This is a genomic window from Hydrogenophaga sp. R2, assembly GCF_049843595.1.
Taxonomy (GTDB): domain Bacteria; phylum Pseudomonadota; class Gammaproteobacteria; order Burkholderiales; family Burkholderiaceae_C; genus Hydrogenophaga.
Genome location: NZ_JBBHZN010000001.1, coordinates 502,812 through 528,658, shown reverse-complemented (window position 1 = coordinate 528,658; position 25,847 = coordinate 502,812). Strand labels below are relative to the sequence as shown.

Below are 25,847 nucleotides of genomic sequence, written 5' to 3'. Positions count from 1 at the left end.
GCGGTCAAAGGTACAGGTCTTCCACGGCGCCGGACATCGGTACTTTTCCGGCTGCCAGCTGGGCGCGGTGGCGGTCCAGGCGCTTGAGGTCGTAGAGGTAGTTCACCATCAGGCCATAGGACTGCTTCACCCCTTTGGCCGAGGGGTCGGCGCCCCAGTTCAGGCGCTCGATGCGCGCGCCGTTGCCCAGGTGGAACCGGGCCACCGGGTCCAGCGGCTTGCCCTCGGTCAACTCGCGGCCCAGGTAGCGCGCGGCCCAGCCCAGCAGGGCGCGGCGCGGGGTGTCGTGCTCGCCCAGCTCGTCCCAGCGCTCCCAGGCGGCCAGCAGCTCGGCCGGCGCGTTGCGCTGCAGCCAGGGCCGCAGGCCCGGTATGGGCGAGAGCGTGGCAAACACCTTGAGGCGCGGAAACTCGGCCTTGAGCGTTTCCACCACATGCTTGATCAGCGAGTCGCCAAAACTCACGCCGCGCAGCCCGGTCTGGGTGTTGCTGATGGAGTAGAAGATGGCGGTGGTGGCGCGGGTCAGGTCGTCCGGCGCGGCCGATTCGTCCAGCAGCGGCGTGATGCTCTCGGCGATGTGGTTCATCAGCGCCACTTCCACGAAGATCAGGGGCTCGCCCGGCAGGCGCGGGTGGAAGAAGCCGTAGCAGCGCCGGTCGCTGTCGAGCCGGTTCTTCACGTCGGCCCAGCTGCGGATGTCGTGCACCGCCTCGTACTTGATGAGCTTCTCCACCAGCGAGGCCGGCGAGTCCCAGCTGATGCGGCGCAGCTCCAGGAAGCCCACATCGAACCAGGTGGAGAACATGTACTCCATCTCCACGTCCAGCGCCTGCAGCGCCGGCTCGCCCTTGAGCTGCGGCTGGAGTTCGGCCCGCAGGTCCACCAGGAAACGGATGCCTTCGGGGTGGGCGCTGATGCGCTGCAGCACCCGGCGCCGGGGCGAGACCGTGGCGCGGCGGAAACGCACCTCGGCCGCCGCCTCGTCGGGCGTGCCGGCGGCGGCGGCCAGATCGGCCTGCGCCTTGCGCACCTTCTCGGGATCGGCCTTGAACTGCTCGCACAGCAGCCGCCACACATCGCGGCGCTCCTCCAGCGGGGCAGCGGCGTACCAGTCCATCAGCACCTGGGCGCGGCGGCCGCCTTCCACCTCGCTGACCATGGGGTCCACCACGGCCTGGATCTCGTCGAACCGCTGGCGCAGGGCTCGCGGCGACAAGGCCTCGTCGCCCTGGCGCAGCCGGGCCTTCATGCGTTCGGCCACGCTGCGCCGTGCGGGTGCTGCGGCGCGCAGCTTGCCCACCTTTTCGGTGATCCAGGTCGATGCGTTCATGCCGAAATCCTCGAGGTGCGTTGGCGGGCCAGTTCACGCAGCGCCTCGCGCTGGCGGGTCAGGTGGGTGCGCATGGCGGCCTCGGCGCCTTCGGCATCGCGGGCCTTGAGTGCGGCGTACACCGCCATGTGTTCGGCCAGGCTCTGTGTCAGGCGGCCGGGGGCATGCAGCTGCTGCAGCCGGGCCAGCCGCAGGATCTTGCGCAGATCACCGATCACCTGGGCCAGCCAGCGGTTGTCGGCCAGGGTGATGATGGCCTCGTGGATGGCGTGGTTGGTCTCGTAGTACTCGGTGATGCGCCGCGCCTGCGCATGGCGGTTCAGACGCTCGTGCAGCACGTCGAGCGCGGCCAGGTCGGCGTCGGTGGCGTTGCGCGCGGCTTCAAAAGCGCAGCGCCCTTCCAGCAGCGCGATCACCGGAAAGATCTCGTCCAGGTCCCGCTCGGTGATCTGGTTGACGAAGCAGCCCCGGCGCGGCTCGTGCCGCAGCAGACCCTCGGCCGTGAGCACCTTCAGCGCCTCGCGCAGCGGCGTGCGCGAAATGCCCATCTGCTCGCACAGGGCCGGCTCGTCGATGAAGCTGCCCGGCACCAGGCTGCCGTCAAAGATCAGCCCCCGCAGCCGGTCGGCGACGTCGTCGTGCAGGGAGCTGGGGACCAGGCGCATGGCGGCGGTATGAAAAGGTGTTGGGCGAAAAATTATCTGTAATTACACGTAATGCTATCCCCTCAGACAGAAAAATGGGCAGGTGATTACCCTGCCCCTGGCGGTTCAGACCGATGGGTTCAGCGCGGCCGGCTGTACCAGCCCAGAGCAATGCCGCCCAGGATCATGGGCACGCACAGCCACTGGCCCATGCTCATGCCCAGCGACAGCAGGCCCAGGTGGGCGTCGGGTTCGCGGAAGAACTCGGCCACGAAGCGGAACACGCCGTAGCCCAGCAGGAACATGGCCGACACCTGGCCGGTGGCCCGGGGCTTGCGCGCATACAGCCACAGCAGCACGAACAGCAGCAGCCCCTCCAGCAGGAACTGGTACACCTGCGAGGGGTGGCGCGGCAGGTCGCCCGCGCCGCGGAACACCATGCCCCAGGGCAGCGACGGATCGGCCACGCGGCCCCACAGCTCGCCGTTGAGGAAGTTGCCCGCCCGGCCCGCCGCCAGGCCGGTGGGCACGCAGGGCGCCACAAAGTCCATCACCTGCAGCCATGGCCGACCCCGGCTGCGCGCGAACCAGACCATGGCCAGCAGCACGCCGATCAGCCCGCCATGGAAGCTCATGCCGCCCTGCCACACCGCGAACACCTCCAGCGGGTGCTGCAGGTAGTAGCCCGGCTGGTAGAACACGCAGTAGCCGATGCGGCCACCCGCCACCACGCCCAGCACGCCGAGGAAGAGGATGTCCTCCACGTCGCGCGAGGTCCAGGCCGGATCGCGCAGGCTGGCAAAGGGCTCGTGCTTAAGGCGCTGGCGCCCCAGCAGCACGAACAGCACGAAGGCGGCGAGATACGTCAGGCCGTACCAGTGGATGGCCAACGGACCCAGCTGCAGCGCCACCGGGTCGATGGCGGGATGGACCAGCATCAGCCTTCCAGCCTGGACAGGTCGCGCACCGCGCCCTTGTCGGCCGAGGTGGCCAGCAGCGCGTAGGCACGCAGCGCGGCCGACACCTGGCGCGGGCGCGGCTGCTCGGGTTTCCAGCCCTTGGCGTCCTGCTCGGCGCGGCGGCGGGCGAGTTCTTCGTCGCTCACCAGCACATTGATGCTGCGGTTGGGGATGTCGATGCGGATGCGGTCACCGTTGCGCACCAGGCCGATGGCGCCACCGGCGGCGGCCTCGGGCGAGCAGTGGCCGATGGACAGGCCCGAGGTGCCACCCGAGAAGCGGCCGTCGGTCAGCAGGGCGCAGGCCTTGCCCAGGCCCTTGGACTTGATGTAGCTCGTGGGGTAGAGCATTTCCTGCATGCCGGGGCCGCCCTTGGGGCCCTCGTAGCGCACCACCACCACGTCGCCGGCCTTGACCTTGTCGTCCAGGATGTTCTGCACCGCGTCGTCCTGGCTTTCCACCACATGGGCCGGGCCTTCGAACACCATCAGGCTGTCGTCCACGCCGGCGGTCTTGACCACGCAGCCGTCCAGGGCGATGTTGCCGCGCAGCACGGCCAGACCGCCCTCTTTCGAGAAGGCGTGCTCGTAGGACCGGATGCAGCCTTCGGCACGGTCCAGGTCGAGGCTGGGCCAGCGGGTGTTCTGGCTGAAGGCCACCTGGGTGGGAATGCCGGCCGGACCGGCCATGTAGAAGGTCTTGACGGCCTCGGAGGGGTTGCGGGCCACGTCCCACTCGTCCAGCGCGTGCTTGAGCGTGGGAGCGTGCACCGTGGGCACGTCGGTGTGCAGCTTGCCGGCGCGGTCGAGCTCGCCCAGGATGGCCATGATGCCGCCGGCACGGTGCACGTCCTCGATGTGGTACTTGTTGGTGTTGGGTGCCACCTTGCACAGCTGCGGCACGTCGCGCGAGATGCGGTCGATGTCGATCATGTCGAACTCGATGCCGGCTTCCTGGGCCGCGGCCAGGATGTGCAGGATGGTGTTGGTGGAGCCGCCCATGGCGATGTCCAGCGTCATGGCGTTCTCGAACGCCTTCTTGCCGATGGCACGCGGCAGCACCGAGGCGTCTTCCTGCTCGTAGTAGCGGCGGCACAGCTCCACCACGGTGCGGCCGGCGCGCTTGAACAGCTCCTCGCGGTCGGCGTGGGTGGCCACCACCGTGCCGTTGCCCGGCAGCGAGAGGCCCAGGGCCTCGGTCAGGCAGTTCATGGAGTTGGCGGTGAACATGCCCGAGCACGATCCGCAGGTGGGGCAGGCCGAACGCTCCACCTCGGCCAGGTCGGCATCCGACACCTTGTCGTCGGCGGCCATGACCATGGCGTCGATCAGGTCGAGCTTCTTGATCTGGATGGTGGAGGTGCCCGGCACGGCCAGGCGCACCTTGCCGGCCTCCATGGGGCCGCCCGAGACGAACACCACAGGGATGTTCAGGCGCATGGCGGCCATGAGCATGCCGGGGGTGATCTTGTCGCAGTTGGAGATGCACACCAGCGCATCGGCGCAGTGGGCATTGACCATGTACTCCACCGAGTCGGCAATGATGTCGCGGCTGGGCAGCGAATACAGCATGCCGTCGTGGCCCATGGCGATGCCGTCGTCCACCGCGATGGTGTTGAACTCCTTGGCCACGCCGCCCACCGCCTCGATCTCGCGGGCCACCAGCTGGCCCAGGTCCTTGAGGTGCACATGGCCCGGCACGAACTGGGTGAACGAGTTGGCGATGGCGATGATGGGCTTGCTGAAGTCGCCGTCCTTCATGCCGGTGGCGCGCCACAGGGCGCGGGCTCCGGCCATGTTGCGGCCGGCGGTGGAGGTCTTGGAACGGTATTGCGGCATGGTGTCTCGGGGGTCGTTATGAAAGATCGGGCGACCGCAGCGCGGTCAACCCCGGATTATCGGTGGGGTGCAATGACCTCAGCGGCGGTGCCGGTCCAGGCCCAGGGCCTTGCGCTGCTTCTCGATGCGGTCGGCCTTGCGCTGGTCCATCTTCTCCATCTGCTTGCGGCGGGTGTAGCCCGAGCTGTCGGCCCAGGCCCACCAGAACACGGCCAGGCCGAAGGGTGCCAGCACCACCCACCAGGACCAGCCGGCCACCGGGCCCACCTCCAGGTACTTGAGCAGCAGCAACACCACGCCGGCAGACAGGAAATACATGGAAACCTCCGGTGAAGCGCGGGTGAATACCCGGCAAAAAGCTGTGAATCCGTGGCGTCTCGGGGCATTGAACCAACGGGCTCTGGCTAGAATCCCATTGCTTACTGCAACCACCCCAGAGGACACAACCCCATGAAACGCACCCTGATGATTATGGCCTCGCTGGCCGTGCTGTCGGCCCCCGCCCTGGCCGACGAAGCCCTGGCCAAGAGCAAGAACTGCCTGGCCTGCCACGCCGTCGACAAGAAGCTGGTCGGCCCGTCCTACAAGGACATCGCCAAGAAGTACGCCGGCGACGCCAAGGCCGCCGACATGCTGGCCACCAAGATCCAGAAGGGTGGCGCCGGTGTCTGGGGTGCCATCCCCATGCCCGCCAACCCGCAGGTCAACGACGCCGAAGCCAAGAAGCTGGCTACCTGGATCCTGGGCCAGAAGTGACCCGGTCCCGACCATGAAAAAACCCGCCACTCAGGCGGGTTTTTTGTTGGGCGCTGCGGCTTCAGTTGTTCTGCGCGAGCTGCTCCAGGATGGCCGGGTTTTCCAGGGTGGAGGTGTCCTGGGTGATGGCCTCGCCCTTGGCGATGGAGCGCAGCAGGCGGCGCATGATCTTGCCGGAGCGGGTCTTGGGCAGGTTGTCGCCGAAGCGGATGTCCTTGGGCTTGGCGATCGGGCCGATCTCCTTGCCCACCCAGTCGCGCAGCTCCTTGGCAATCGCCTTGGCCTCGTCGCCGGTGGGGCGCGAGCGCTTGAGCACCACGAAGGCCACGATGGCCTCGCCGGTCAGGTCGTCCGGGCGGCCCACCACGGCGGCTTCTGCCACCAGGTCGGTCTTGCCCACCAGGGCCGATTCGATCTCCATGGTGCCCATGCGGTGGCCCGAGACGTTGAGCACGTCGTCAATGCGGCCGGTGATGCGGAAGTAGCCGCGGTCGGCGCTGCGCACGGCACCGTCACCGGCCAGGTAGAAGCCGCGCAGCTCGTCGGGGAAGTAGCTCTTCTTGAAGCGCTCCGGGTCGCCCCAGATGGTGCGGATCATGGACGGCCAGGGCTTCTTGACCACCAGGATGCCGCCGGCGCCGTTGGCCACGTCGTTGCCGGTCTCGTCCACGATGGCCGCAGCAATGCCCGGCAGGGGCAGCGTGCACGAACCCGGCACCAGGGGCGTGGCGCCCGGCAGCGGGGTGATCATGTGGCCGCCGGTCTCGGTCTGCCAGAAGGTGTCGACGATGGGGCAGCGCTCGCCGCCCACATGCTTGTAGTACCACATCCAGGCTTCGGGGTTGATGGGTTCACCCACCGAGCCCAGCAGGCGCAGGCTGGACAGGTCGGAGCGGGCCGGGTGCACCTTCTCGTCGCCTTCGGCCGCCTTGATGAGCGAGCGGATGGCCGTGGGCGCGGTGTAGAAGATGGTGCACTTGTGCTTCTCGATCATCTGCCAGAAGCGGCCGGCATTCGGGTAGGTGGGCACGCCCTCGAACACGATCTGGGTGGCGCCGGCGGCCAGCGGGCCGTAGGCCACGTAGCTGTGGCCGGTGATCCAGCCGATGTCGGCGGTGCACCAGAAGATGTCGTCGGCCTTCAGGTCGAAGGTCCAGTTCATGGTGAGGTTGGCCCACAGCAGGTAGCCGCCGGTGCTGTGCTGCACGCCCTTGGGCTTGCCGGTGGAGCCGGAGGTGTAGAGCACGAACAGCGGGTGTTCGGCGCCCACCATCTCGGCCGGGCAGGTGGTGCTCTGGCCGGCCATGTCCTCGTGCATGAAGGTGTCGCGGCCGGCCACCATGTGGCAGGCGGTGGGGGTGCGCTGGAACACGATGACGTTCCTGATCGTCTCGCAGCCGCCCATGGCGATGCCTTCGTCCACGATGGACTTCAGCGGCAGTTCCTTGCCGCCGCGCAGCTGGTAGTTGGCGGTGATGACGGCCACGGCGCCGGCGTCCTGGATGCGCTCCTGCAGCGCCTTGGCCGAGAAGCCGCCGAACACCACCGAGTGGGTGGCGCCGATGCGGGCGCAGGCCTGCATGGCCACCACGCCTTCGATGGTCATGGGCATGTAGATGACGACGCGGTCGCCCTTCTTGACGCCCTTGGCCTTGAGAACATTCGCAAATTGCGACACTTTGGCCAGCAGTTCGCGGTAGGTGACGCGGGTCACTTCGCCGCCGTCGGCCTCGAAGATGATGGCCGTCTTGTTCTCTACCGGGGTGCCCATGTGGCGGTCCAGGCAGTTGAACGAGGCATTGAGCTCACCGTCCTGGAACCACTTGTAGAACGGTGCCTGGGAGGCGTCCAGCGTCTGGGTGAAGGGCTTGTGCCAGGTCAGGGTCTCGCGCGCCAGCCGGGCCCAGAACCCCTCGTGATCCCGTTCGGCCTCGGCGCACAGGGCCTGGTAGGCGTTCATGCCCGAGATGCGGGCGGCCTGGACGGTGGCGGCAGAGGGTTCGAAGACCCGGTTTTCGACCAGGGTGGATTCGATCGACGACGAGGGTGCGGACATGCGCAAGTCTCCTGAGATGTTGTTGAAAACCGGAACGCCGGGCACTGTGCGCAGGCGCTCTTACAAGCCACTGACACAGAGGCGACACCTACAATAGCAGGCTGCCCGCCGGGTGGGTACAACCCCGCCCGAACCACCCCACATTTTCCCTGCCCATGAGCGATCCCGTCAAAACCGGCCCCATCCGGCCCCTGCCCAACCTGATCTTCGCCAGCCGCTGGCTGCAGTTGCCGCTGTACCTCGGCCTGATCGCGGCACAGGGCATCTATGTGTTCCATTTCTGGGTCGAGCTGGTGCACCTGATCGAGGCCGCCTTCGGCAACGACGCCGCGCTGCAGAAGCTCATCACCAGCATCGGCTACAAGAGCGACGTGGCGCTGACCGGCCTGAACGAGACCATCATCATGCTGGTGGTGCTGGCCCTGATCGACGTGGTCATGATCAGCAACCTGCTCATCATGGTGATCGTGGGCGGCTACGAGACCTTCGTGAGCCGCATGAACCTGGAGAGCCACCCCGACCAGCCCGAATGGCTCAGCCATGTGAACGCGTCGGTGCTCAAGGTGAAGCTGGCCACCGCCATCATCGGCATCAGCTCCATCCACCTGCTCAAGACCTTCATCAACGCGGCCAACTACGACGAGAAGGTGCTGATGTGGCAGACCATCATCCACGTGGCCTTCCTGTTCAGCGCCATGGCCATTGCCCTGGCCGACCGCCTGATGCACGTGCCGGACGCCGGCAAGCACTGAGCGCCCCGCCCCCTACCCTCTTCCCCACCCACCCGTCGAGACCATGAGCACCATCCGCCAGGAAGACCTGATCGAATCCATCGCCGGCGCGCTGCAGTACATCAGCTACTACCACCCGGCCGACTACATCGCCCACCTGGCCCGCGCCTACCAGCGCGAGCAGAGCGCGGCCGCCAAGGACGCCATCGCGCAGATCCTGACCAACAGCAAGATGAGCGCCGTGGGCCACCGCCCCATCTGCCAGGACACCGGCATCGTCAACGTGTTCCTCAAGGTCGGCATGAACGTGCGCTGGGAAGGCTTCACCGGCGGGCTGGAAGATGCGGTCAACGAAGGCGTGCGCCGGGGCTACAACCACCCGGACAACCAGCTGCGCGCCAGCGTGGTGGCCGACCCGCAGTTCCTGCGCAAGAACACCAAGGACAACACGCCGGCGGTCATCTTCACCGAGATCGTGCCGGGCGACACGGTGGAAGTGACCGTGGCCGCCAAGGGCGGCGGCAGCGAGAACAAGAGCAAGATGATCATGCTCAACCCCGGCGACTCGGTGGTCGACTGGGTGCTGAAAACCGTGCCCACCATGGGCGCCGGCTGGTGCCCGCCGGGCATGCTGGGCATCGGCATCGGCGGCACGGCCGAGAAGGCGGTGCTGATGGCCAAGGAGTCGCTCATGGACGACCTGGACATGTACCAGCTGCAGGAAAAAGCGTCCAAGGGCGAGAAGCTCAGCCAGGTGGAAGAGCTGCGCCTGGAGCTCTACGAGAAGGTCAATGCCCTGGGCATCGGCGCGCAGGGCCTGGGCGGCCTGACCACCGTGCTGGACGTCAAGATCAAGATGTACCCGACCCACGCGGCCAGCAAGCCGGTGGCCATGATCCCCAACTGCGCCGCCACCCGCCACGCCCACTTCGTGCTGGACGGCAGCGGCCCGGTCTACCTGGACGCGCCCAGCCTCGACCTGTGGCCCGACGTCAACTGGGTGCCCGACACCCAGAAGAGCACCCGCGTCGACCTGAACACCCTGACCAAGGCCGAGGTGGCCTCGTGGAAGCCGGGCCAGACCCTGCTGCTCAACGGCAAGATGCTGACCGGCCGCGACGCCGCGCACAAGCGCATCCAGGGCATGCTGGCCAAGGGCGAGAAGCTGCCGGTGGACTTCACCAACCGGGTCATCTACTACGTGGGTCCGGTGGACCCGGTGCGCGACGAGGCCGTGGGCCCCGCCGGCCCCACCACCGCCACCCGCATGGACGGCTTCACCGAGATGATGCTCGCCCAGACCGGCCTGATCGCCATGGTGGGCAAGGCCGAGCGCGGCCCGGTGGCCATCGAGGCCATCCAGAAGCACCAGAGCGCCTACCTCATGGCCGTGGGCGGCGCGGCCTACCTGGTGTCCAAGGCCATCAAGTCGGCCCGCGTGGTCGGCTTCGAGGACCTGGGCATGGAAGCCATCTACGAGTTCGACGTGGTCGACATGCCGGTGACCGTGGCGGTGGATGCCGGCGGCACCAGCGCCCACATCACCGGCCCGGCCGAGTGGCAGAAGCGCATTGCCAGCGGCGAGTTCAAGGGCATCACCGTCGCATCGGCTTGAAGCCCAGCGCTCGCCATGTCGGCGTGTTCGACAGCGGGGTCGGCGGCCTGAGCGTGCTGCGCGCCCTGCGGGCCGAGCTGCCCGGCGTGCGCTTCACCTACCTGGCCGACAGTCTGCACGCGCCCTACGGTGAGCGCGGCGCCGACTGGGTGGCCCGGCGCTCGCAGGCCATCGTGCAGTGGCTGCGGCAGACCCAGGGCATCGACGCGCTGGTGGTGGCCTGCAACACCGCCACGGCCCTGGCCATCGACGGTCTGCGGACCCGCCATGCCGATCTGCCCATCGTGGGGGTGGAGCCGGCCGTCAAGCCGGCCATCGAGCTCAGCGCCAGCGGCCATGTGGGCGTGCTGGCCACCCGGGGCACCCTGGGCAGCGAGCGTTATGCCGCCCTGCGCCGGCGGCTGGAGGCGGCAGCGCCGCGAGCGCTGCACATACACGACCAGCCCTGCGACGGGCTGGCCGGCGCCATCGAACGCGACGACACCGACACCATCCAGACCCTGGGCCAGCGCTATGTGGACGCCGTGCGGCAGGCCGCACCCGGCCTGGATACCCTGGTGCTCGGTTGCACCCACTACCCCTTTGCGGCCGCGGTGCTGCAGCAGGCCGCCGGCCCCGGCGTGCGGCTGGTCGACACCGGCGAGGCCGTGGCCCGGCGCACCCGCCATGTGCTGCAGATGGACGCGGCCGACCCGGATCAGCCGCTGCACGCCGAGTCGACGCTGATGACCACCGGTGATGCCGGCGCACTGACCGCCGCTGCGCACCGCTGGCTGGGCTGGCACCGCCCCGCGCAGCAGGTGGTGGTGCCCGACTAGCCGGCGTTGCGGCCCGGCGGGGCGGCCAGCGCGGCACGCCGGCCGCGCTCCATGTCCACCGGCACCAGCAGCAGCAGACCCAGCGCAAACAGCAGCGCGGTGCTGCCGATGGCCAGCCGGTGGTTGCCGTCGGTGAGCCAGGTGATGGCGCCGTAGGTCAGCGGCCCGACGATGCTGGCCACCCGGGTGGCAAAGGTCCACAGACCGAAGAACTCCGCCAGCTGGGCCGGCGGCGCCAGCACACCCGCCATGGCCCGCCCGGCCGACTGGCTGGAGCCCATGCACAGCCCGGCAATGGCCGCTGCCCACCAGAACACCGCCTGCGTGGTGGTGAGCGCGGCCAGCACGCAGGTGGCCATCCAGCCCAGCAGGGTGAGGGCCAGGGCCTTCTTGTGGCCCAGGCGGTCCTGCCCGTAGCCGAAGGCGAAGGCCCCGGCCATGGCGGCGATGTTGAGCACGAAGATCAGCACCATGGTCTGCTGCGGCTGGAAGCCCACCACCTGCTCGGCGTAAATGGCGGCCAGGGCAATGGCCACCGCCACCCCGCCCTGGTAGGCCGCCGCACAGGCCAGCAGCCACATGAAGTCGCGGTAGTGCCGGGCCTGGCGCAGCGTGGTGCCCAGCTGGCGCCAGGCCGCGCCCAGCCCGGCATCCGGACCGGCCGGTCGGGGGGTGGCGTGTTCACGCAGCAGCAGCAGCGAGGCGGTGCCGGCCACGGCAAACAGGCCGGCGGTGATCAGCATGGTCACCGGCACGAAGGCCGAGGCGGGCTGGCCAGCCGCCTGCGCCTGCAGCACCCAGGCCAGGCTCAGCCCCAGGGCCAGCATGCCGCCCACATAACCCAGGCTCCAGCCCCAGCCGCTCACCCGGCCCATGGCCTGCGGTCGGGCCAGCTCGGGCAGGAAGGCCGCCGCCAGCGACTCGCCCCAGGCAAAGAAGGTGTTGGACACCACGACCAGCAGCACGCCCAGCGCCACTGCCCCCGGCCCCACCAGGGCCAGTGCGGCCGTGCTCAGCACGCAACCCAGGGTGCACAAGGCCAGCAGGCGGCGCTTGGCCGCATGCTGGTCGGCCCAGGCGCCGATGCCGGGCATGGTGAGCATCACCAGCAGGTGGGAGGCGCTGAGCGCCGCCGTCCAGGCCAGGGTGGCCCAGCTCTCGCCCCCGGCCACCGCGCCCACGAAGTAGGCCGCGAACACCGCCGTGAGCACCACGGTGGTGTAGCCGGAGTTGGCAAAGTCGTACAGGGCCCAGCCCAGCACCTCGCGGGCTCGCACGCCCGGGTTGAGCGCGTCGGCAGAAAACAGCGGCATGGGTGGGTGTCCTCAGGCCGCCGGGGTGTCAGTGCAGGTGGCGCGGCTTGCGCGGGCCGCCGTGGCCCGATCCACCATGGCCGCGCGGCGGGCGGCCCAGCTGCATGGAGTTCACCAGGGCATCGAAGCGCTGGGTGAAGAGCTGGTCGATGGCGCCCACCACGTCGCCGAGTTCGGAGGCATCGAAGTGGCGTTCCATCACGTGCACCACGTCCTGCACCAGCAGGTCGCGCTGGGTCTGCATGATGGCCGCCGGCGTGGGACCGACGAAGAACATCACGAAGTCGTCGCGGGCTTCTTCGCCCTCGGCCGGGTCTTCCTCGTCGTACTCGGTGTCGTAGAAGGAGACTTCCAGCGGCGCACCGGCCGCGCTGATCTCGTTGAGGCCCATGCAGGCCTCTTCCATGGTCTGGCGGAAGTCCTCGTCGCCAGCCACGGTCCAGCAGATCTGCAGCACATGGGCTTCCTGGTCGACCCGGATGCCGGGCTCGTCCTCGTAGCTGCTGGCCGCCGCTGCCGCCAGCGAACGGGCACCCGCGTACTGCCACAGGGGTTTGAGCGCCTCCTGGATCTGCTCGTAGGCGACGTCCTCGCGCAGGGGCAGGTCGCCGTGCACATGGATTTCGAAGGGGGCGTTGAATTGGCTCATGAAAACTCGCTGATCCGGTGGTGTCCGGAAGGGTGGCCGGTGATGGTGTCCGGCCGTGGCTGGTGCCCCGAACCGGAATCGAACCGGTACGCCCTGTTGGGGGCGGCGGATTTTAAGTCCGCTGTGTCTACCAATTTCACCATCGAGGCAGACCCGGCATTGTCGCAGGTCCGGCCCGGGAAGCGATTTTCAGGCGCCGGCGCGGGCGTAGCCCACCCCGGCCGGCATCGGGGCATCGCTCAGCAGGTGCCCGGTCTTCACGAAGATGAGACAGCCCTCGCGCGAGAACGGCTGGTGCTGGCTCAGGTGCGGGCTGCGCAGCCAGCTGCCCGCCGGGTAGTCGCCGTGCTCGTCGGAGAACACGCCCTCGACCACAAAGATCTCTTCGCCGCCGTAATGCCGGTGGGGGTTGAAGTACGTGCCCGGCGCCCAGCGCACCAGCGCCGTGTGGCTGGTGCCGAAGGACGAGAGCGGCAGCACCGACAGGCCCGGCACCAGGCCGGGGCGCCAGTCGGCCCGGCGGGTGTCGATGGCCAGCTGCGCCTGGTCCTGCGGGTCCTGGTAACGCAGCTTGACGAAGAGGGTGCAGCCCGGCTCCGAGAACGGCGCATGCCGCGAACCCGGCGGGTTCTTGAGGTAGGTGCCGGGGCCGTAGTCGCCGGTCTCGTCGCTGAACACGCCATCCAGCACCAGGATCTCCTCGCCCAGCTCGTGGTCGTGGGCGTCGAAGCGGGCACCGGGTGCATACCGCACCACCGAGGTGGCGCGGGCCACCTCTTCGCCGTCGCGCTCGAGCATGCGGCGCTTCACCAGGCGGGAAGGCGACGGCACCCAGGGCAGGTCGTGGCTGTGGACCACACAACGTTCGGACCAGTCGGCTCGCAGTTTCATGGGTCGGGATTGTGCCGCCGCCCCACATACCCTGTGGGGTGCAGGTTCATGCCGGTCATGGCGTGCAGGTACAGTCGGCGGTCCTGTCGATACCCCGAACCCGTTCTCCCCATGCAAGGCATCCGGCGCAAGCTCGTCTACGTCACGCTCTACGAGCTCATCGCCATCAGCGCCTCCACCGCGCTGCTCAAGCTGTTCTCCGGCAGCGATCTGGAGCGCGCCGGCGTGGCCGCCGTGGGCGCGGCGGTGGTGGCCGTGGTCTGGAACCTGGCCTACAACACCGCTTTCGAATGGTGGGAAGCCCGCCAGGCCACACGCGGGCGCAGCGTATGGCGCCGCGTGGCCCACGCGGTGGGTTTCGAGACCGGGCTGGTGATCACGCTGGTTCCGGCCTTTGCCTGGTGGCTGGACCTCACGCTGTGGGAAGCCTTCGTGATGGACATCGGCCTGATCGTGTTCTTCCTGATCTACACCTTCGTCTTCAACTGGGTCTTCGACCGGGTGTTCGGCCTGCCGGCCTCGGCGCTGCCCCGGTCCGATCAGGTCGCTGGCTGAGCCGACGCCTCCACCAGCTCCACAAAGGCCCGTGCCGGCGGCGAGAGCTGCTGCCGGTCCCGCATGGCCAGCAGCAGGCGGCGACGGGTCCACAGGCCATCGAGCCGGCGCAGCACCAGGCCCAGGGCGGGCGCCAGCGGCAGCGCACTGGCGCGCGGCAGTATGGCCAGGCCCAGACCGGCGCTGACCATGCGGCACATGGCGTCAAAACTGCGCACCTGCACCCGCGTGTGCATCACCCGGCCGCAGGCGCCGGCCGCTGCAGCAATGTGCCGCATGAGCGAGGTGGAGCGGTTCATGCCCACGAAGTCGTGGTCGAGTGCGTCGGTGAAGGCCACCGTCTCGCGCACCGCCAGCGCATGGCCGGCGGGCACCAGCAGCACCAGTTCGTCGGTCTCGCAGGGCAGCGTGTGCAGGCCTTCGGTGGGGGTGTTGTCGCCGATGACGGCCAGCTCGGCCACGCCGGTGGTCACGGCGCGGGCGGCCTCTTCGCTCAGCACGTCTTCCAGGTCGACCTTGATGCCCGGGTGACGGGCCGAGAAGATGGCCAGGGTGGTGGGCAGGAAATGCCCGAAGGCCGAGGTGTTGGCCCAGATGCGCAGGTGCCCCTGGGTGCCGTGCCGGAAATCGCTGAGTGCCAGCGCCATCTGCTCCAGCTGCGCCACCAGCTCGATGGCATGGCGCTGCAGCGTCTGCCCGGCCGGGGTGGGCACCACGCCGCGCTTGCTGCGCTCCAGCAGCGGGTGGCCCACATGGGCTTCGAGCTCGGCCATGCGCTTGCTGGCAGCGGCCAGCGAGATGCCGTAGCGGTCGGCCCCGGCGGTCAGGCTGCCGGCGTCCACCGTCATCAGGAAGAGGCGCAGCGAGCCGAGGTCGAAACGGCCGAGGTTGATGGGCGCGGAAGACTGGGGGGTGTTCATGGCCCGATCCTCAACCACAGGTTGAGGATGTGTCAATCAAACACGAACCGAAAACCCGCCCGCGTCTCCAGAATCCGCGCGCTCACCCCTGCGAATCCACCCACAACATCCTCCCGGAGACATTCCCATGCTGAACCGACGCACCCTCCTGTCCTGCCTGCTGGCCCTCTCGGGCACCGCCATGGCCCAGGGCTTCCCGAACAAGCCCATCACCTTCGTGGTGCCCAACCCGCCGGGCGGCGTGGTGGACACCTCGGCCCGCCTGATCAGCGACGGCGTGGCCAAGGTGCTGAACGGCTCGGTGATCGTGGAGAACAAGGGCGGCGCCAGCGGCAACATCGCCTACAGCCAGGTGGCCCGCGCGCCCAAGGACGGCTACACGCTGCTGATCTCGTACTCGGCCTACCACGTGGGCAACCCGTCCATGTTCGCCAAGCTGCCCTGGGACCAGAAGGACCTGGTGCCGGTGGCGCTGATCGCGGCGGCCACCAACGTGATCACCACCCACCCCTCGGTGCCGGCGAAGAACCTCAACGAGCTGCTGGCCTACCTGCGCGCCAACGCCGGCAAGGTGAACTTTGCGTCGCAGGGCGTGGGTTCGCTCTCGCACGTGGGCACCGCGCTGTTCGAGCAGAACACCAAAACCAGCATGACCCATGTGCCCTACAAGGGTTCGGGTGCCGCCATTGCCGACGTGCTGGCCGGCCAGGTGCAGTTCTTCATGACCACCCCGCCCTCGGTGCTGGGCCACATCCAGCAGGGCAAGCTGCGCCCCTACGCCGTGACCAGCAAGACCCGCCACCCCATGCTGCCCGACGTGCCCACCACCGCCGAGGCCGGCCTGCCCGGCTTCGAGCTGGAAGCCTGGGTCGGCCTGTTCGCCCCGGCCGGCACCCCGGCCCCGGTGATCGCCCAGCTGAGCGAGGCGGTGAAGAAGGTGCTGGACGCTCCCGAGACCAAGGCCCGCGCGCTGCAGCAGGGCGTGGAGCCGCGTTACCTCGACCCCAAGGGCCTGGGCGACCTGGTGACCCGCGAGACCGAGTACTGGGGCCAGATCATCAAGAGCCGCAACATCACCGCCGAGTGACCGGACCCGCACCGACATGACCCGCACCCATTTCCGCATCGGGCAGATCGTGCCCAGCTCCAACACCACCATGGAGACCGAGATCCCGGCCATGCTGCGCGCCCGCGAGGGCGTGGCGCCGGAGCGCTTCACCTTCCACTCCTCGCGCATGCGCATGAAGAAGGTGACGAAGGAAGAGCTGGCCGCCATGGACGCCGATTCCGACCGCTGCGCGCTCGAACTCTCGGACGCCCGGGTGGACGTGCTGGGCTACGCGTGTCTGGTGGCCATCATGAGCATGGGCCTGGGCTACCACCGACAGTCCGAGCAGCGCCTGCACCAGCGCACGGTGGACAACGGCGCCCCCGCGCCGGTGGTCACCAGCGCCGGCGCCCTCATCCAGGGCCTGCAGCGCATCGGCGCGAAGAAGATCGCGGTGCTCACGCCCTACATGAAGCCGCTGACCCAGCTGGTGGTGGACTACATCCAGCACGAGGGCATCGAGGTGCAGGATGCCGTGTCGCTGGAGATCTCCGACAACCTGCAGGTGGGCGCGCAGGACCCGCGTGCGCCCATCGAGCTGTCGCGCCGGCTGGTCACCGCCAACTGCGACGCGGTGGTGCTGTCGGCCTGCGTGCAGATGCCCTCGCTGCCCTCCATCCAGCCGGTGGAAGACCGCCTCGGCCTGCCGGTGCTATCGGCCGCCGTGTGCACCACCCACGCCATGCTGAGCGCGCTGAACCTGCCGGCCCACGTGCCGGGCTGCGGCGCCCTGCTCTCGGGCCGGTACTGAGGTCATCGGCATGAGCACCGCGGCCGCGGCCCCCGGCACCACCCCGCCCCAGGCCCTGGCCGGGGTGCGGGTGCTTGAACTCGGCTCGCTGATCGCCGGGCCGTATGCGGCGTCGCTGCTGGCGCAGTTCGGCGCCGAGGTCATCAAGATCGAATCGCCTGAGGGCGGTGACCCGTTGCGCCAGTGGCGCAAGCTGCACGAGGGCACCTCGTTGTGGTGGTACTCGCAGAGCCGCAACAAAAAGTCGGTCACGCTGGACCTGCGCCAGCCCGAAGGCGCCGAGCTGGCCCGGCAACTGGCCGCCACCGCCGACATCGTGATCGAGAACTTCCGCCCCGGCACGCTGGAAAAGTGGGGCCTGGGCTGGGAGGCCCTGCACGCCCTCAACCCGAACCTGATCATGGTGCGGGTGTCGGGCTACGGGCAGACCGGCCCCTACAGCCAGCGCCCGGGCTTTGCCGCCATTGCGGAATGCATGGGCGGGCTGCGCTACACCTCGGGTTTTCCGGACCGGCCGCCGGTGCGGGTGGGTGTGAGCCTGGGCGACACGCTGGCCTCGCTGTACGGCACCATCGGCGCGCTGCTGGCGCTGCAGCACCGCCGCAACGGCGGCGGCGGGCAGTTCATCGACGTGGCGCTGTACGAATCGGTGTTCGCCATCATGGAAAGCCTGGTGCCCGAGTTCAGCGTGCAGGGCTTTGTGCGCGAGCGCAGCGGCGCCAGCCTGCCGGGCATCGCCCCGTCCAACACCTACCTGTGCGGCGACGGCCTGTACGTGGCCATTGCCGGCAATGGCGACGCCATCTTCCGCCGGCTCATGACTGCCATCGGCCGCACCGACATGGCCGACGACCCCGACCTGGCGGGCAACGCCGGCCGCGTGGCCCAGGTGCAGCGCATCGACGAGGCCATCGGCCAGTGGACCGGCCAGCACACGCTGGACCAGGTGCTCGATGTGCTGGAAGCCGCCGCCGTGCCGGCCGGCCGCATCTACACCGCCGCCGACATCGTGGCCGATCCGCACTACCAGGCGCGCGGCATGATCGAGTCGCACACCCTGCCCGACGGGCAACCCATGTCGCTGCCCGGCGTGGTGCCGCAACTCAGTGCCACGCCCGGCGCCACCCGCTGGATCGGCCCGGCCCTGGGCGAACACACCGACGAGGTGCTGGGCTCGCTGGGCCTGAGCGCCGAACGCATGGCCGAACTGCGCCGGAAGGGCATTGCATGAAGCGCGGCGCCGATCGCATCCACATCCACGACGTGGCGCTGCGCGATGGCCTGCAGATCGAACCGGTCTTCGTGCCCACGGCCGACAAGGTGCGGCTGTGCAATGCGCTCTCGCGCACCGGCCTGGACAAGATCGAAGTGACCTCCTTCACCTCGCCCAAGGCCATCCCGGCGCTGGCCGATGCGGCCGAGGTGATGCAGCGCATCGAGCGCGTGCCCGGCGTGAGCTACGCCGCCCTGGTGCCCAACACCCGCGGTGCCGAGCGGGCCCTGATCTGCGGCGTGGACGAGATCAACCTGGTCATGTCGGCCAGCGAGAGCCACAGCCAGGCCAACCTGCGCATGAGCCCCGAGCGTTCCTTGCAACAGTTCGAGGACGTGGTGGCGCAGGTAGCCCAGACGCCGGAGGCCAAGGTGGCCTTCAACGCCTCGCTGTCCACCGCCTTCGGCTGCCCGTTCGATGGCGACGTGCCGGCGCAGCAGGTGTTCGACCTGATCGGGCGCATCACGGCACTCGGCATTGACCGCATCACCCTGTGCGACACCACCGGCATGGCCCACCCGGCGCAGGTGGAACGGCTGTGCAGCGAGGTGCTGGACCGCTGGCCACACACCAGCTTCACCGCGCACTTCCACAACACGCGCGGCATGGGCCTGGCCAACGCACTGGTGGCCTGGCAGGCCGGCATCACCCGTTTCGATGCCTCGCTGGGTGGCCTGGGCGGCTGCCCGTTCGCACCCGGCGCCAGCGGCAATGTGAGCACCGAGGACCTGGTGCACATGTTCCAGGCCATGGGCGTGGACACCGGCGTCGATCTGGCCGCGCTGCTGGCCGTGGCGGCCGAGCTGCCGCCGCTGGTGGGCCATGCCCTGTCGGGCCAGGTGCTGCAGGCGGGGCCGTCGTCGCGGCGGCATGCGGTGCCGGGCTGAGGCGCCGGCCGGTCCGGGCTCAGGCCGCGCTGCCCTTGAGGAACAGCGCCTCCACCATGGCAGCCACACCCGCCCGGGCCACGCGGCCGCGGCGTTCGGCGTCCACCAGACCGGTGAGCAAGGACATCAGGGCCTCGGCCTGTGCCTGGGCGGCGATGTCGATGCGGAACACGCCCTCGCGCTGGCCGCGCAGGATGAAGGCGTCCAGCGCCTCCATGTAGGCGTCGCAGCTGGTGCGGCCGCGTTCGTCCTGGATGTTTTCCGGCTGCCAGTGGAACACCAGGAAGGCTGCCATCTCGCGCTGCTCCAGCTGGCCGGTGACGAAGCGGGACAGGGCCTCCAGCGCCGGGCCTTCCTCCAGCCGGGCCTCGTCCATGGCGCGCTGCATGCAGCCGGTGGCGTGCTGCATCAGGCGGTCGATCAGCTCTTCGCGGGTGCGCGAGAAGCGGTAGAGCGTGGCCCGGCTCACGCCCACCGCCTGCGCCAGCTCCTGCAACGTCGCACGCGGGTGATCCACCAGGGCCAGGGCCAGGCGGGCCAGCAGGGCTTCGTCGTCGGTGCGGCCGGACACCGTCGGTTCGGTGCCGGCGTCCAGGGTGGTCGGATGGGCTTCCGGGCTCATGTCAGGCTGATCGTGGGATGTGCTCATGGTTCCATGATGTTTGCATGCGGGTTGTATTTTCACCCATTTAATTTCAGGTGAATCACAAAAGTTTCACATGAGTCGATAGAATTTCGGCTTTTCGCCGATCCACCGCCCTCCCAGCGGACCGGAGGCCCCACCCGGGCCCCACGTTCCCTGGCTTTCTGGAGTACCCCATGCCAGCCCATTCCCTGGATGCACGGCGCATCCGTCACCTGCTCGCCCTGTCCCTGCTGACCGTCGGCGCAGCCACCTTCCTCTCGGCCTGCGGCGGCCGTGCCGACGCCCAGGGCGGACCACCGCCGGCCATGCCGGTGAGCGTGTCGCCCGCCGTGCAGCGCACCGTGACCGACACCGAGACCTTCAGCGGCCGCATCGAGGCGGCCGAATTCGTCGAACTGCGGCCCCGCGTGGCCGGCACGGTGGACAAGGTGCACTTTGCCGACGGCGCCACCGTGGCGCGCGGCCAGCTGCTGTTCACCATCGACCCGCGCCCCTTCGAGGCCGAGGTGGCCCGCGCCACCTCGCAGGTGGCCGCTGCCCGCGCCCGCGCCGAACTGGCCACGGCCGAACTGGCCCGCGCCGAGAAGCTGCTGCAGAGCAAGGCCATCTCGAAGCAGGAGGCCGACCAGCTGGCCGCCGGCAACCGCACCAGCCAGGCCGACATCGAAGCCGCCGAGGCGGCGCTCAAGGTGGCGCGCCTGAACCTCTCGCACACCGCCGTGCGGGCCCCGATCGCCGGCCGCATCTCGCGGGCCAACGTGACCGCCGGCAACCTGGTGAGCGAGCAGGTGGTGCTGACCACGATCGCCGCCAGCAACAAGGTGCACGCCTACTTCGACGGCAGCGAACAGACCTTCCTGCGGGTGCGCGCAGCCGGCAGCAAGCCGCCGGTGGTGCGCCTGGGCCTGGCCAACGAGACCGGCTACCCGCACCAGGGGCAGCTCGATTTCGTGGACAACCGCCTGAACCCGCAGACCGGTGCCATCCGCCTGCGCGCCAGCTTCGACAACAAGGACGGGCGCTTCGTGCCCGGCCTGGCCGCCCGCATCAGCATGACCACCAGCGCCCCCTACACCGCCACCCTGGTGCCCGAGCGCGCCGTGGGCACCGACCAGGACCGCAAGGTGGTGGTCGTGGTCGGCCAGGACGGCCAGCCGCAGTTCCGCGCGGTGCGCCTGGGCGCGCTGCAGGACGGCATGCGCGTGGTGCTGGGTGACGGCATCAAGCCCGGCGAGAACGTGGTGGTGGAAGGCCTGCAGCGCATCATGCCCGGCGTGCCGGTGCAGCCGCAGGTGCTGAAGGTGGACGAGCGCGGCATGCCGGTGTTCCCGGCCGCCGGCCAGCCCGGTGCCGCCCCCGCTGCCCCTGCCGGCAACTGACCCGGAGCCCCGCCATGGACATCTCCCGGTTCTTCATCGACCGGCCGCGTTTTGCGGCCGTGCTCTCCATCTTCATCTTCCTGGTCGGTGCGCTGGCCATCTTCCAGCTGCCGCTCTCGGAGTACCCGGAAGTCTCGCCGCCCCAGATCGTGGTGCGTGCGCAGTTCCCCGGTGCCAACCCGCGCGTGATCTCCGAGACGGTGGCCACGCCGCTGGAGGAGCAGATCAGCGGCATCGAGAACCTGCTGTACTTCGACTCGCAGGCCACGGCCGACGGCGGCATGACGCTGACCGTGACCTTCAAGATCGGCACCAGCCCCGAGGCCGCCGAGACGGCGGTGCAGAACCGCATCAACCGCGCCCTGCCCCGCCTGCCCGAGATCGTGCGCCAGATCGGTGTGACCACCGAGAAGAGCAGCCCGAACCTGACCATGGTGGTGCACCTGGTCAGCCCGGACAACAGCCGCGACGCGCTGTACCTGCGCAACTACGGCCAGCTCAATGTGCGCGACGATCTGCTGCGCATCCCGGGCATGGGCTCGGTGCAGATGTTCGGCGCCGGCGACTACGCCATGCGCATCTGGCTCGACCCGAACAAGCTCTCGGCCCGCAACCTGACCACCGCCGAGGTGGTGGGTGCCATCCGTGAGCAGAACGCCCAGGTGGCTGCCGGTACCGTGGGCGCACCGCCCGCACCGGCCGGCACCGAGTTCCAGCTCGCGGTCAACACGCAGGGCCGCCTGAGCACCGAGGAAGAGTTCGCCGACATCATCGTGCGGGCCGATCCGGCCACCGGTGGCCTGATCCGCATCCGCGATGTGGGCCGTGTCGAGCTGTCGGCCGGCAGCTATGCGCTGCGCAGCCTGCTCAACAACAAGGAAGCCGCCGCCATCGCGGTGTTCCAGGCCCCCGGCTCGAACGCGCTGGCGCTGTCCGGCAGCGTGCGCGAGACCATGGACCGGCTGGCCAAGAACTTCCCGCCCGGCGTGAGCTACGACATCGTCTACGACCCCACGCGCTTCGTGCAGACCTCCATCGAGAAGGTGGTGGTCACGCTGCTGGAAGCCATTGCGCTGGTGGTGATCGTGGTGATCGTGTTCCTGCAGACCTGGCGCGCCTCGCTGATTCCGCTGCTGGCGGTGCCGGTGTCGGTGGTGGGCACCTTCGCCTTCCTGCTGCTGCTGGGCTACTCCATCAACACGCTCACGCTGTTCGGCCTGGTGCTGGCCATCGGCATCGTGGTGGACGACGCCATCGTGGTGGTGGAGAACGTGGAGCGCAACATCGAGGAAGGGCTCAGCGCCCGCGAGGCCACCATCAAGGCCATGCGCGAGGTCTCGGGCCCCATCATCGCCATTGCGCTGGTGCTGTGCGCGGTGTTCGTGCCCCTGGCCTTCGTGCCCGGCCTCACCGGCCAGTTCTACAAGCAGTTCGCCGTGACCATTGCCATCAGCACGGTGATCTCGGCCTTCAACTCGCTCACGCTGAGCCCCGCCCTCTCGGCCCTGCTGCTGCAGCCGCACGACGCCCCCAAGGACCGCCTCACCCGGGGCATCGACAAGGTGCTCGGCCCGTTCTTCGGCTGGTTCAACCGCGTCTTCGGCCGCGCCAGCACCCGCTACGGCCACCAGGTCGGCGGGCTGGTGCGCCGCAAGTCGGTGGCGCTGGTGGTGTACGCCGTGCTGCTGGGCGCCACCGCCCTGCTGTTCGCGCGCCTGCCGGGCGGCTTCGTGCCGGCGCCGGACAAGCAGTACCTGATCGGCATTGCGCAGCTGCCGGCCGGCGCGTCCATCGACCGCACCGAGGCCGTCATCCGCGAGATGAGCGACATCGCGCTCAAGGTGCCGGGCATCGTCGACTCGGTGGCCTTCCCCGGCCTGTCGATCGCCGGCTTCTCGGCCGCGCCCAACGAAGGCATCGTGTTCTTCGGTCTGGCGCCATTCGAGGAGCGCACCACGCCCGACCTGAGCAAGAACGCCATCCTGGGCCAGGTCAATGGCGCCATCCAGAGCATCCAGGGCGCGCGCATGTTCGTGGTGCCGCCGCCCGCGGTGGACGGCCTGGGCAATGCCGGCGGCTTCAAGATCCAGGTGCAGGACCGTGGCGGCCTGGGCGAACAGGCGCTGTACGGCGCGGTGTGGGGCACGCTGGGCCAGGTGTACGGCAACCCGAAGTCGAGCATCGGCACGCCCTATTCGGGCTACGACATCAATGTGCCGCAGCTCTTTGCCGACGTGGACCGCACCAAGGCCAAGCAGATGGGCATTGCCCTGGGCGACATCTACGACACCATGCAGGTCAACCTGGGTTCGCTCTACGTGAACGACTTCAGCCGCTTCGGCAAGACCTACCAGGTGGTGGTGCAGGCCGATGCGCCGTTCCGGGGTGACGCCTCGGCCATCACCGCGCTCAAGACGCGCAATGCCGCCGGCGAGATGGTGCCGCTCGGTTCGCTCATGACGGTGGAGCCCACCTTCGGCCCGACCCGCGTGACCCGCTACAACGGCTTCCCCTCGGCCGACATCAACGGCGCGCCCAACCCCGGCTTCTCGTCCAGCCAGGCCGAGGCCGAGATCGAGACGCTGCTGCAGCGCACGCTGCCGCGCGGCATGAGCTACGAGTGGACCGAACTGGCCTACCAGGACCGGCTCACCCGCGACATCACCGTGCCGGGCACCACCATCAAGCTGCCGGTGCTGGCCGCCGTGCTGGCCATCTCGGTGCTGCTGGTGATCCTGGTGCTGGCTGCGCAGTACGAGAGCTGGAGCCTGCCGCTGGTGATCGTGCTGATCGTGCCCATGGGCATCCTCTCGGCGCTCTTTGGCGTGTGGCTCTCCAGCTTCCCGCCCTTCATGCAGCCGGGGGACCTGAACATCTTCACGCAGATCGCGCTGGTGGTGCTGGTGGGCCTGGCCTGCAAGAACGCCATCCTGATCGTGGAGTTCGCCAAGGAACTGGAAGACCGGGGCGAAGCCCTGCTGGACGCCATCGTGCACGCCTGCCGCATGCGGCTGCGCCCCATCCTCATGACCTCCATCGCCTTCTGTGCCGGCGTGGTGCCGCTGATCATCGGCAGCGGTGCCGGCAGCGAGATGCGCCAGGCCATGGGCATTGCGGTGTTCTCCGGCATGCTGGGCGTGACCGCCTTCGGCATCTTCCTCACCCCGGTGTTCTATGTGCTGCTGCGTTCGCGCCGCGCACGGCGGCTGGCCGCCGGCTCGGCCACCCCACCGGCCAACGCTTCGACCGAAGGAGGCCAGCATGTCTGAAGCCCTCATGTCCATCCGTGTGATGCCCCGCCTTTCCGCCCTGGCCGCCGCCCTGGTGCTGGCCGGCTGTGCCGCGGTCGGTCCCGACCACCAGACGCCGCCGCTGGCGCTGGATGCGTCCTTCATCCAGCCCGGCAGTGAGCGGCCCGACAGCCGCCCGGCCACGCCCGACATCGTGGCCTTCTGGCGCGGCTTCAACGACGCGCAGCTCACCGCGCTGATCGAGCGCGCCGTGGCCGCCAACGGCGATGTGCGCATCGCCCAGGCCCGCCTGCAGGAAGCCCGCGCCGGCTTCGACGAGGCCGACTCGGCCAGCCGACCCTCGGCCGGCTTCAGCGGCAGTGCCGAACGCGCGGTGCAGCCCATCACCCAGCGCCCCGGCACCACCCGCAGCGAACGCACCGGCAACACGTTTGACGCCAGCTTCATTGCCAACTGGGAGATCGACCTGTTCGGCGGCGTGCAGCGGGGCCGCGAGGCGGCTGCCGCCCGCGTGAGCGCCAGCGAGGCCGGCATCTCGGCGGCCCACACCACTGTTGCCGCCGAGGTGGCGCGCAACTACCTGGAGCTGCGCGGCCTGCAGCAGCGCCGCCAGGTGACCGACCAGGCCCTGGGCAACCAGCGCGAGTCGCTGCGCATCACCCAGGCCCGGGTGGACGCCGGCCGCGCCAGCGAGCTCGACCTGGCCCGGGCCAAGACCCTGGTGGCCAGCACCGAGGCGGCGCTGCCCGCCCTGGACAACGCCATCGACCGCACCGTGCTGCGCCTGGCCACGCTGACCGCGCAGCCCCCGCGTCCGCTGATGGTCTCGCTGTCGGCGCCCATGCCCCTGCCCAGCCTGCCGGTGACCGACCTGTCGACCCTGCCGGTGGGCACGCCGCAGGGCTGGCTGCAGCGCCGGCCGGACCTGATCGTGGCCGAACGCGAGCTGGCCGCGGCCACCGCCGACATCGGCGTGGCGAAGTCGGCGCTGTACCCGCGCCTGTCGCTCTCGGGCCTGCTGGGCTTCAATGCGGCACGCGGCAGCGACCTGTTCGACGCCGCGTCGGGCCGCTGGGCCCTGGGTGCCGGCATCACCTGGACCCCGCTGGACGGGGGCGCCCTGCGCGCCCGCGTGCGGGCCAGCGAAGCCCGCGCCCAGCAGAGCGTGGCCCGCTTCGAGCAGACGGTGGCCCTGGCGCTGGAAGAGACCGAAGGCGCCTTCAGCAGCTTCAACCGCGAGTCGCAACGCGCAGCGCGGCTGGACGAAGCCGCCCGCCAGGCCGAGACGGCGGCACAGCTGGCCCGCGTGCGGTTTGAAGCCGGCGTGACCGACTTCCTGGCCGTGCTGGACGCCGAGCGTGAAGCCCTGAGCCAGCGCGATGCGCTGGTGCAGGCCCAGGTGGGCACGGCCGGCGCGCTGGTGGCGGTCTACCGCAGCCTGGGCGGCGGCTGGACGCCACCGCAGCGCTGAAGCCGC

At 69.3% G+C, this 25,847-nt stretch carries 23 protein-coding genes and 1 tRNA gene; 12 read left to right on the top strand and 12 right to left on the bottom strand.

The window, feature by feature from the left end:
• Positions 1–4: 4 nt before the first annotated feature.
• The 5 genes from WD026_RS02575 to WD026_RS02555 form a co-directional block, all read right to left on the bottom strand.
• A complete protein-coding gene (locus WD026_RS02575) occupies positions 5–1,330 on the bottom strand; it encodes a malonyl-CoA decarboxylase domain-containing protein (protein ID WP_425722094.1) in 1,326 nt (441 codons plus the stop codon).
• Entirely contained in the window at positions 1,327–1,995 is a 669-nt protein-coding gene (locus WD026_RS02570) for a GntR family transcriptional regulator (RefSeq protein WP_425722093.1), read from the bottom strand. The genes WD026_RS02575 and WD026_RS02570 overlap by 4 nt, the downstream gene beginning before the upstream one ends.
• A gap of 119 nt (positions 1,996–2,114) precedes the next feature.
• Positions 2,115–2,912, bottom strand: a complete 798-nt coding sequence (gene lgt, locus WD026_RS02565; protein ID WP_425722092.1) for a prolipoprotein diacylglyceryl transferase — start codon at positions 2,910–2,912, stop codon at positions 2,115–2,117.
• Positions 2,912–4,771, bottom strand: a complete 1,860-nt coding sequence (ilvD, locus tag WD026_RS02560; RefSeq protein ID WP_425722091.1) for a dihydroxy-acid dehydratase — start codon at positions 4,769–4,771, stop codon at positions 2,912–2,914. Before ilvD ends, lgt begins: the two co-directional genes overlap by 1 nt.
• A 78-nt stretch (positions 4,772–4,849) precedes the next feature.
• Entirely contained in the window at positions 4,850–5,089 is a 240-nt protein-coding gene (locus WD026_RS02555) for a TIGR04438 family Trp-rich protein (RefSeq protein WP_425722090.1), read from the bottom strand.
• Between the two features lie 132 nt (positions 5,090–5,221).
• On the opposite strand from WD026_RS02555, the gene WD026_RS02550 reads away from it, so the two are divergent.
• Complete coding sequence (locus WD026_RS02550; RefSeq protein ID WP_425722089.1) at positions 5,222–5,527, top strand: c-type cytochrome; 306 nt, start codon at positions 5,222–5,224, stop codon at positions 5,525–5,527.
• 61 nt (positions 5,528–5,588) lie between these two features.
• On the opposite strand, the gene acs is transcribed toward WD026_RS02550, so the two are convergent.
• Complete coding sequence (gene acs / locus WD026_RS02545; RefSeq protein WP_425722088.1) at positions 5,589–7,583, bottom strand: acetate--CoA ligase; 1,995 nt, start codon at positions 7,581–7,583, stop codon at positions 5,589–5,591.
• A gap of 155 nt (positions 7,584–7,738) precedes the next feature.
• Between acs and WD026_RS02540 the strand changes: the two genes are divergently transcribed.
• The 3 genes from WD026_RS02540 to murI are packed head-to-tail and all read left to right on the top strand — an operon-like array spanning position 7,739 to position 10,747.
• On the top strand, positions 7,739–8,335 hold the full coding sequence (locus tag WD026_RS02540) for a YqhA family protein (protein ID WP_425722087.1): 597 nt from the start codon (positions 7,739–7,741) through the stop codon (positions 8,333–8,335).
• Positions 8,336–8,378: 43 nt separating this feature from the next.
• Positions 8,379–9,929, top strand: coding sequence for a fumarate hydratase (locus tag WD026_RS02535; RefSeq protein ID WP_425722086.1), 1,551 nt, complete (start codon positions 8,379–8,381; stop codon positions 9,927–9,929).
• Positions 9,926–10,747, top strand: coding sequence for a glutamate racemase (gene murI / locus WD026_RS02530; RefSeq protein ID WP_425722085.1), 822 nt, complete (start codon positions 9,926–9,928; stop codon positions 10,745–10,747). Before WD026_RS02535 ends, murI begins: the two co-directional genes overlap by 4 nt.
• On the opposite strand, the gene WD026_RS02525 is transcribed toward murI, so the two are convergent.
• From WD026_RS02525 to WD026_RS02510, 4 genes are all read right to left on the bottom strand, one after another.
• On the bottom strand, positions 10,744–12,060 hold the full coding sequence (locus tag WD026_RS02525) for an MFS transporter (protein ID WP_425722084.1): 1,317 nt from the start codon (positions 12,058–12,060) through the stop codon (positions 10,744–10,746). The genes murI and WD026_RS02525 overlap by 4 nt on opposite strands.
• 28 nt (positions 12,061–12,088) lie before the next feature.
• Positions 12,089–12,709: a DUF6806 family protein gene (locus WD026_RS02520; protein ID WP_425722083.1), complete on the bottom strand. Its 621-nt coding sequence runs from the start codon at positions 12,707–12,709 to the stop codon at positions 12,089–12,091.
• Between the two features lie 60 nt (positions 12,710–12,769).
• A tRNA-Leu gene (locus tag WD026_RS02515) sits at positions 12,770–12,858 on the bottom strand.
• Positions 12,859–12,898: 40 nt separating this feature from the next.
• A complete protein-coding gene (locus WD026_RS02510) occupies positions 12,899–13,600 on the bottom strand; it encodes a cupin domain-containing protein (protein WP_425722082.1) in 702 nt (233 codons plus the stop codon).
• Positions 13,601–13,711: 111 nt separating this feature from the next.
• On the opposite strand from WD026_RS02510, the gene WD026_RS02505 reads away from it, so the two are divergent.
• The gene (locus WD026_RS02505; RefSeq protein WP_425722081.1) at positions 13,712–14,155 is read left to right on the top strand and encodes a PACE efflux transporter; all 444 of its coding nucleotides are present in this window, start codon (positions 13,712–13,714) and stop codon (positions 14,153–14,155) included.
• Here the strand turns inward: WD026_RS02505 and WD026_RS02500 are convergent.
• Positions 14,140–15,075: a LysR family transcriptional regulator gene (locus tag WD026_RS02500; RefSeq protein ID WP_425722080.1), complete on the bottom strand. Its 936-nt coding sequence runs from the start codon at positions 15,073–15,075 to the stop codon at positions 14,140–14,142. The two genes, WD026_RS02505 and WD026_RS02500, sit on opposite strands and share 16 nt — an antisense overlap.
• 130 nt (positions 15,076–15,205) lie before the next feature.
• Here WD026_RS02500 and WD026_RS02495 point away from each other — a divergent pair, with 130 nt between their 5' ends.
• From WD026_RS02495 to WD026_RS02480, 4 genes are read left to right on the top strand one after another with little or no spacing between them, the layout of a single operon-like run.
• Entirely contained in the window at positions 15,206–16,162 is a 957-nt protein-coding gene (locus WD026_RS02495) for a Bug family tripartite tricarboxylate transporter substrate binding protein (protein WP_425723185.1), read from the top strand.
• 16 nt (positions 16,163–16,178) lie between these two features.
• Positions 16,179–16,934, top strand: coding sequence for a maleate cis-trans isomerase family protein (locus WD026_RS02490; protein WP_425722079.1), 756 nt, complete (start codon positions 16,179–16,181; stop codon positions 16,932–16,934).
• A 10-nt stretch (positions 16,935–16,944) separates the two neighbouring features.
• Positions 16,945–18,165, top strand: coding sequence for a CaiB/BaiF CoA transferase family protein (locus WD026_RS02485; protein WP_425722078.1), 1,221 nt, complete (start codon positions 16,945–16,947; stop codon positions 18,163–18,165).
• Entirely contained in the window at positions 18,162–19,094 is a 933-nt protein-coding gene (locus tag WD026_RS02480) for a hydroxymethylglutaryl-CoA lyase (RefSeq protein WP_425722077.1), read from the top strand. Before WD026_RS02485 ends, WD026_RS02480 begins: the two co-directional genes overlap by 4 nt.
• 19 nt (positions 19,095–19,113) lie before the next feature.
• On the opposite strand, the gene WD026_RS02475 is transcribed toward WD026_RS02480, so the two are convergent.
• Positions 19,114–19,743 (bottom strand): TetR/AcrR family transcriptional regulator, encoded by a 630-nt coding sequence (locus tag WD026_RS02475; protein WP_425722076.1) that lies wholly within the window; start codon positions 19,741–19,743, stop codon positions 19,114–19,116.
• Positions 19,744–19,913: 170 nt separating this feature from the next.
• Here WD026_RS02475 and WD026_RS02470 point away from each other — a divergent pair, with 170 nt between their 5' ends.
• From WD026_RS02470 to WD026_RS02460, 3 genes are read left to right on the top strand one after another with little or no spacing between them, the layout of a single operon-like run.
• On the top strand, positions 19,914–21,119 hold the full coding sequence (locus tag WD026_RS02470) for an efflux RND transporter periplasmic adaptor subunit (protein WP_425722075.1): 1,206 nt from the start codon (positions 19,914–19,916) through the stop codon (positions 21,117–21,119).
• 14 nt (positions 21,120–21,133) lie between these two features.
• Positions 21,134–24,388: an efflux RND transporter permease subunit gene (locus WD026_RS02465; protein WP_425722074.1), complete on the top strand. Its 3,255-nt coding sequence runs from the start codon at positions 21,134–21,136 to the stop codon at positions 24,386–24,388.
• A complete protein-coding gene (locus WD026_RS02460) occupies positions 24,381–25,841 on the top strand; it encodes an efflux transporter outer membrane subunit (RefSeq protein ID WP_425722073.1) in 1,461 nt (486 codons plus the stop codon). The genes WD026_RS02465 and WD026_RS02460 overlap by 8 nt, the downstream gene beginning before the upstream one ends.
• Positions 25,842–25,847 lie beyond the last annotated feature (6 nt).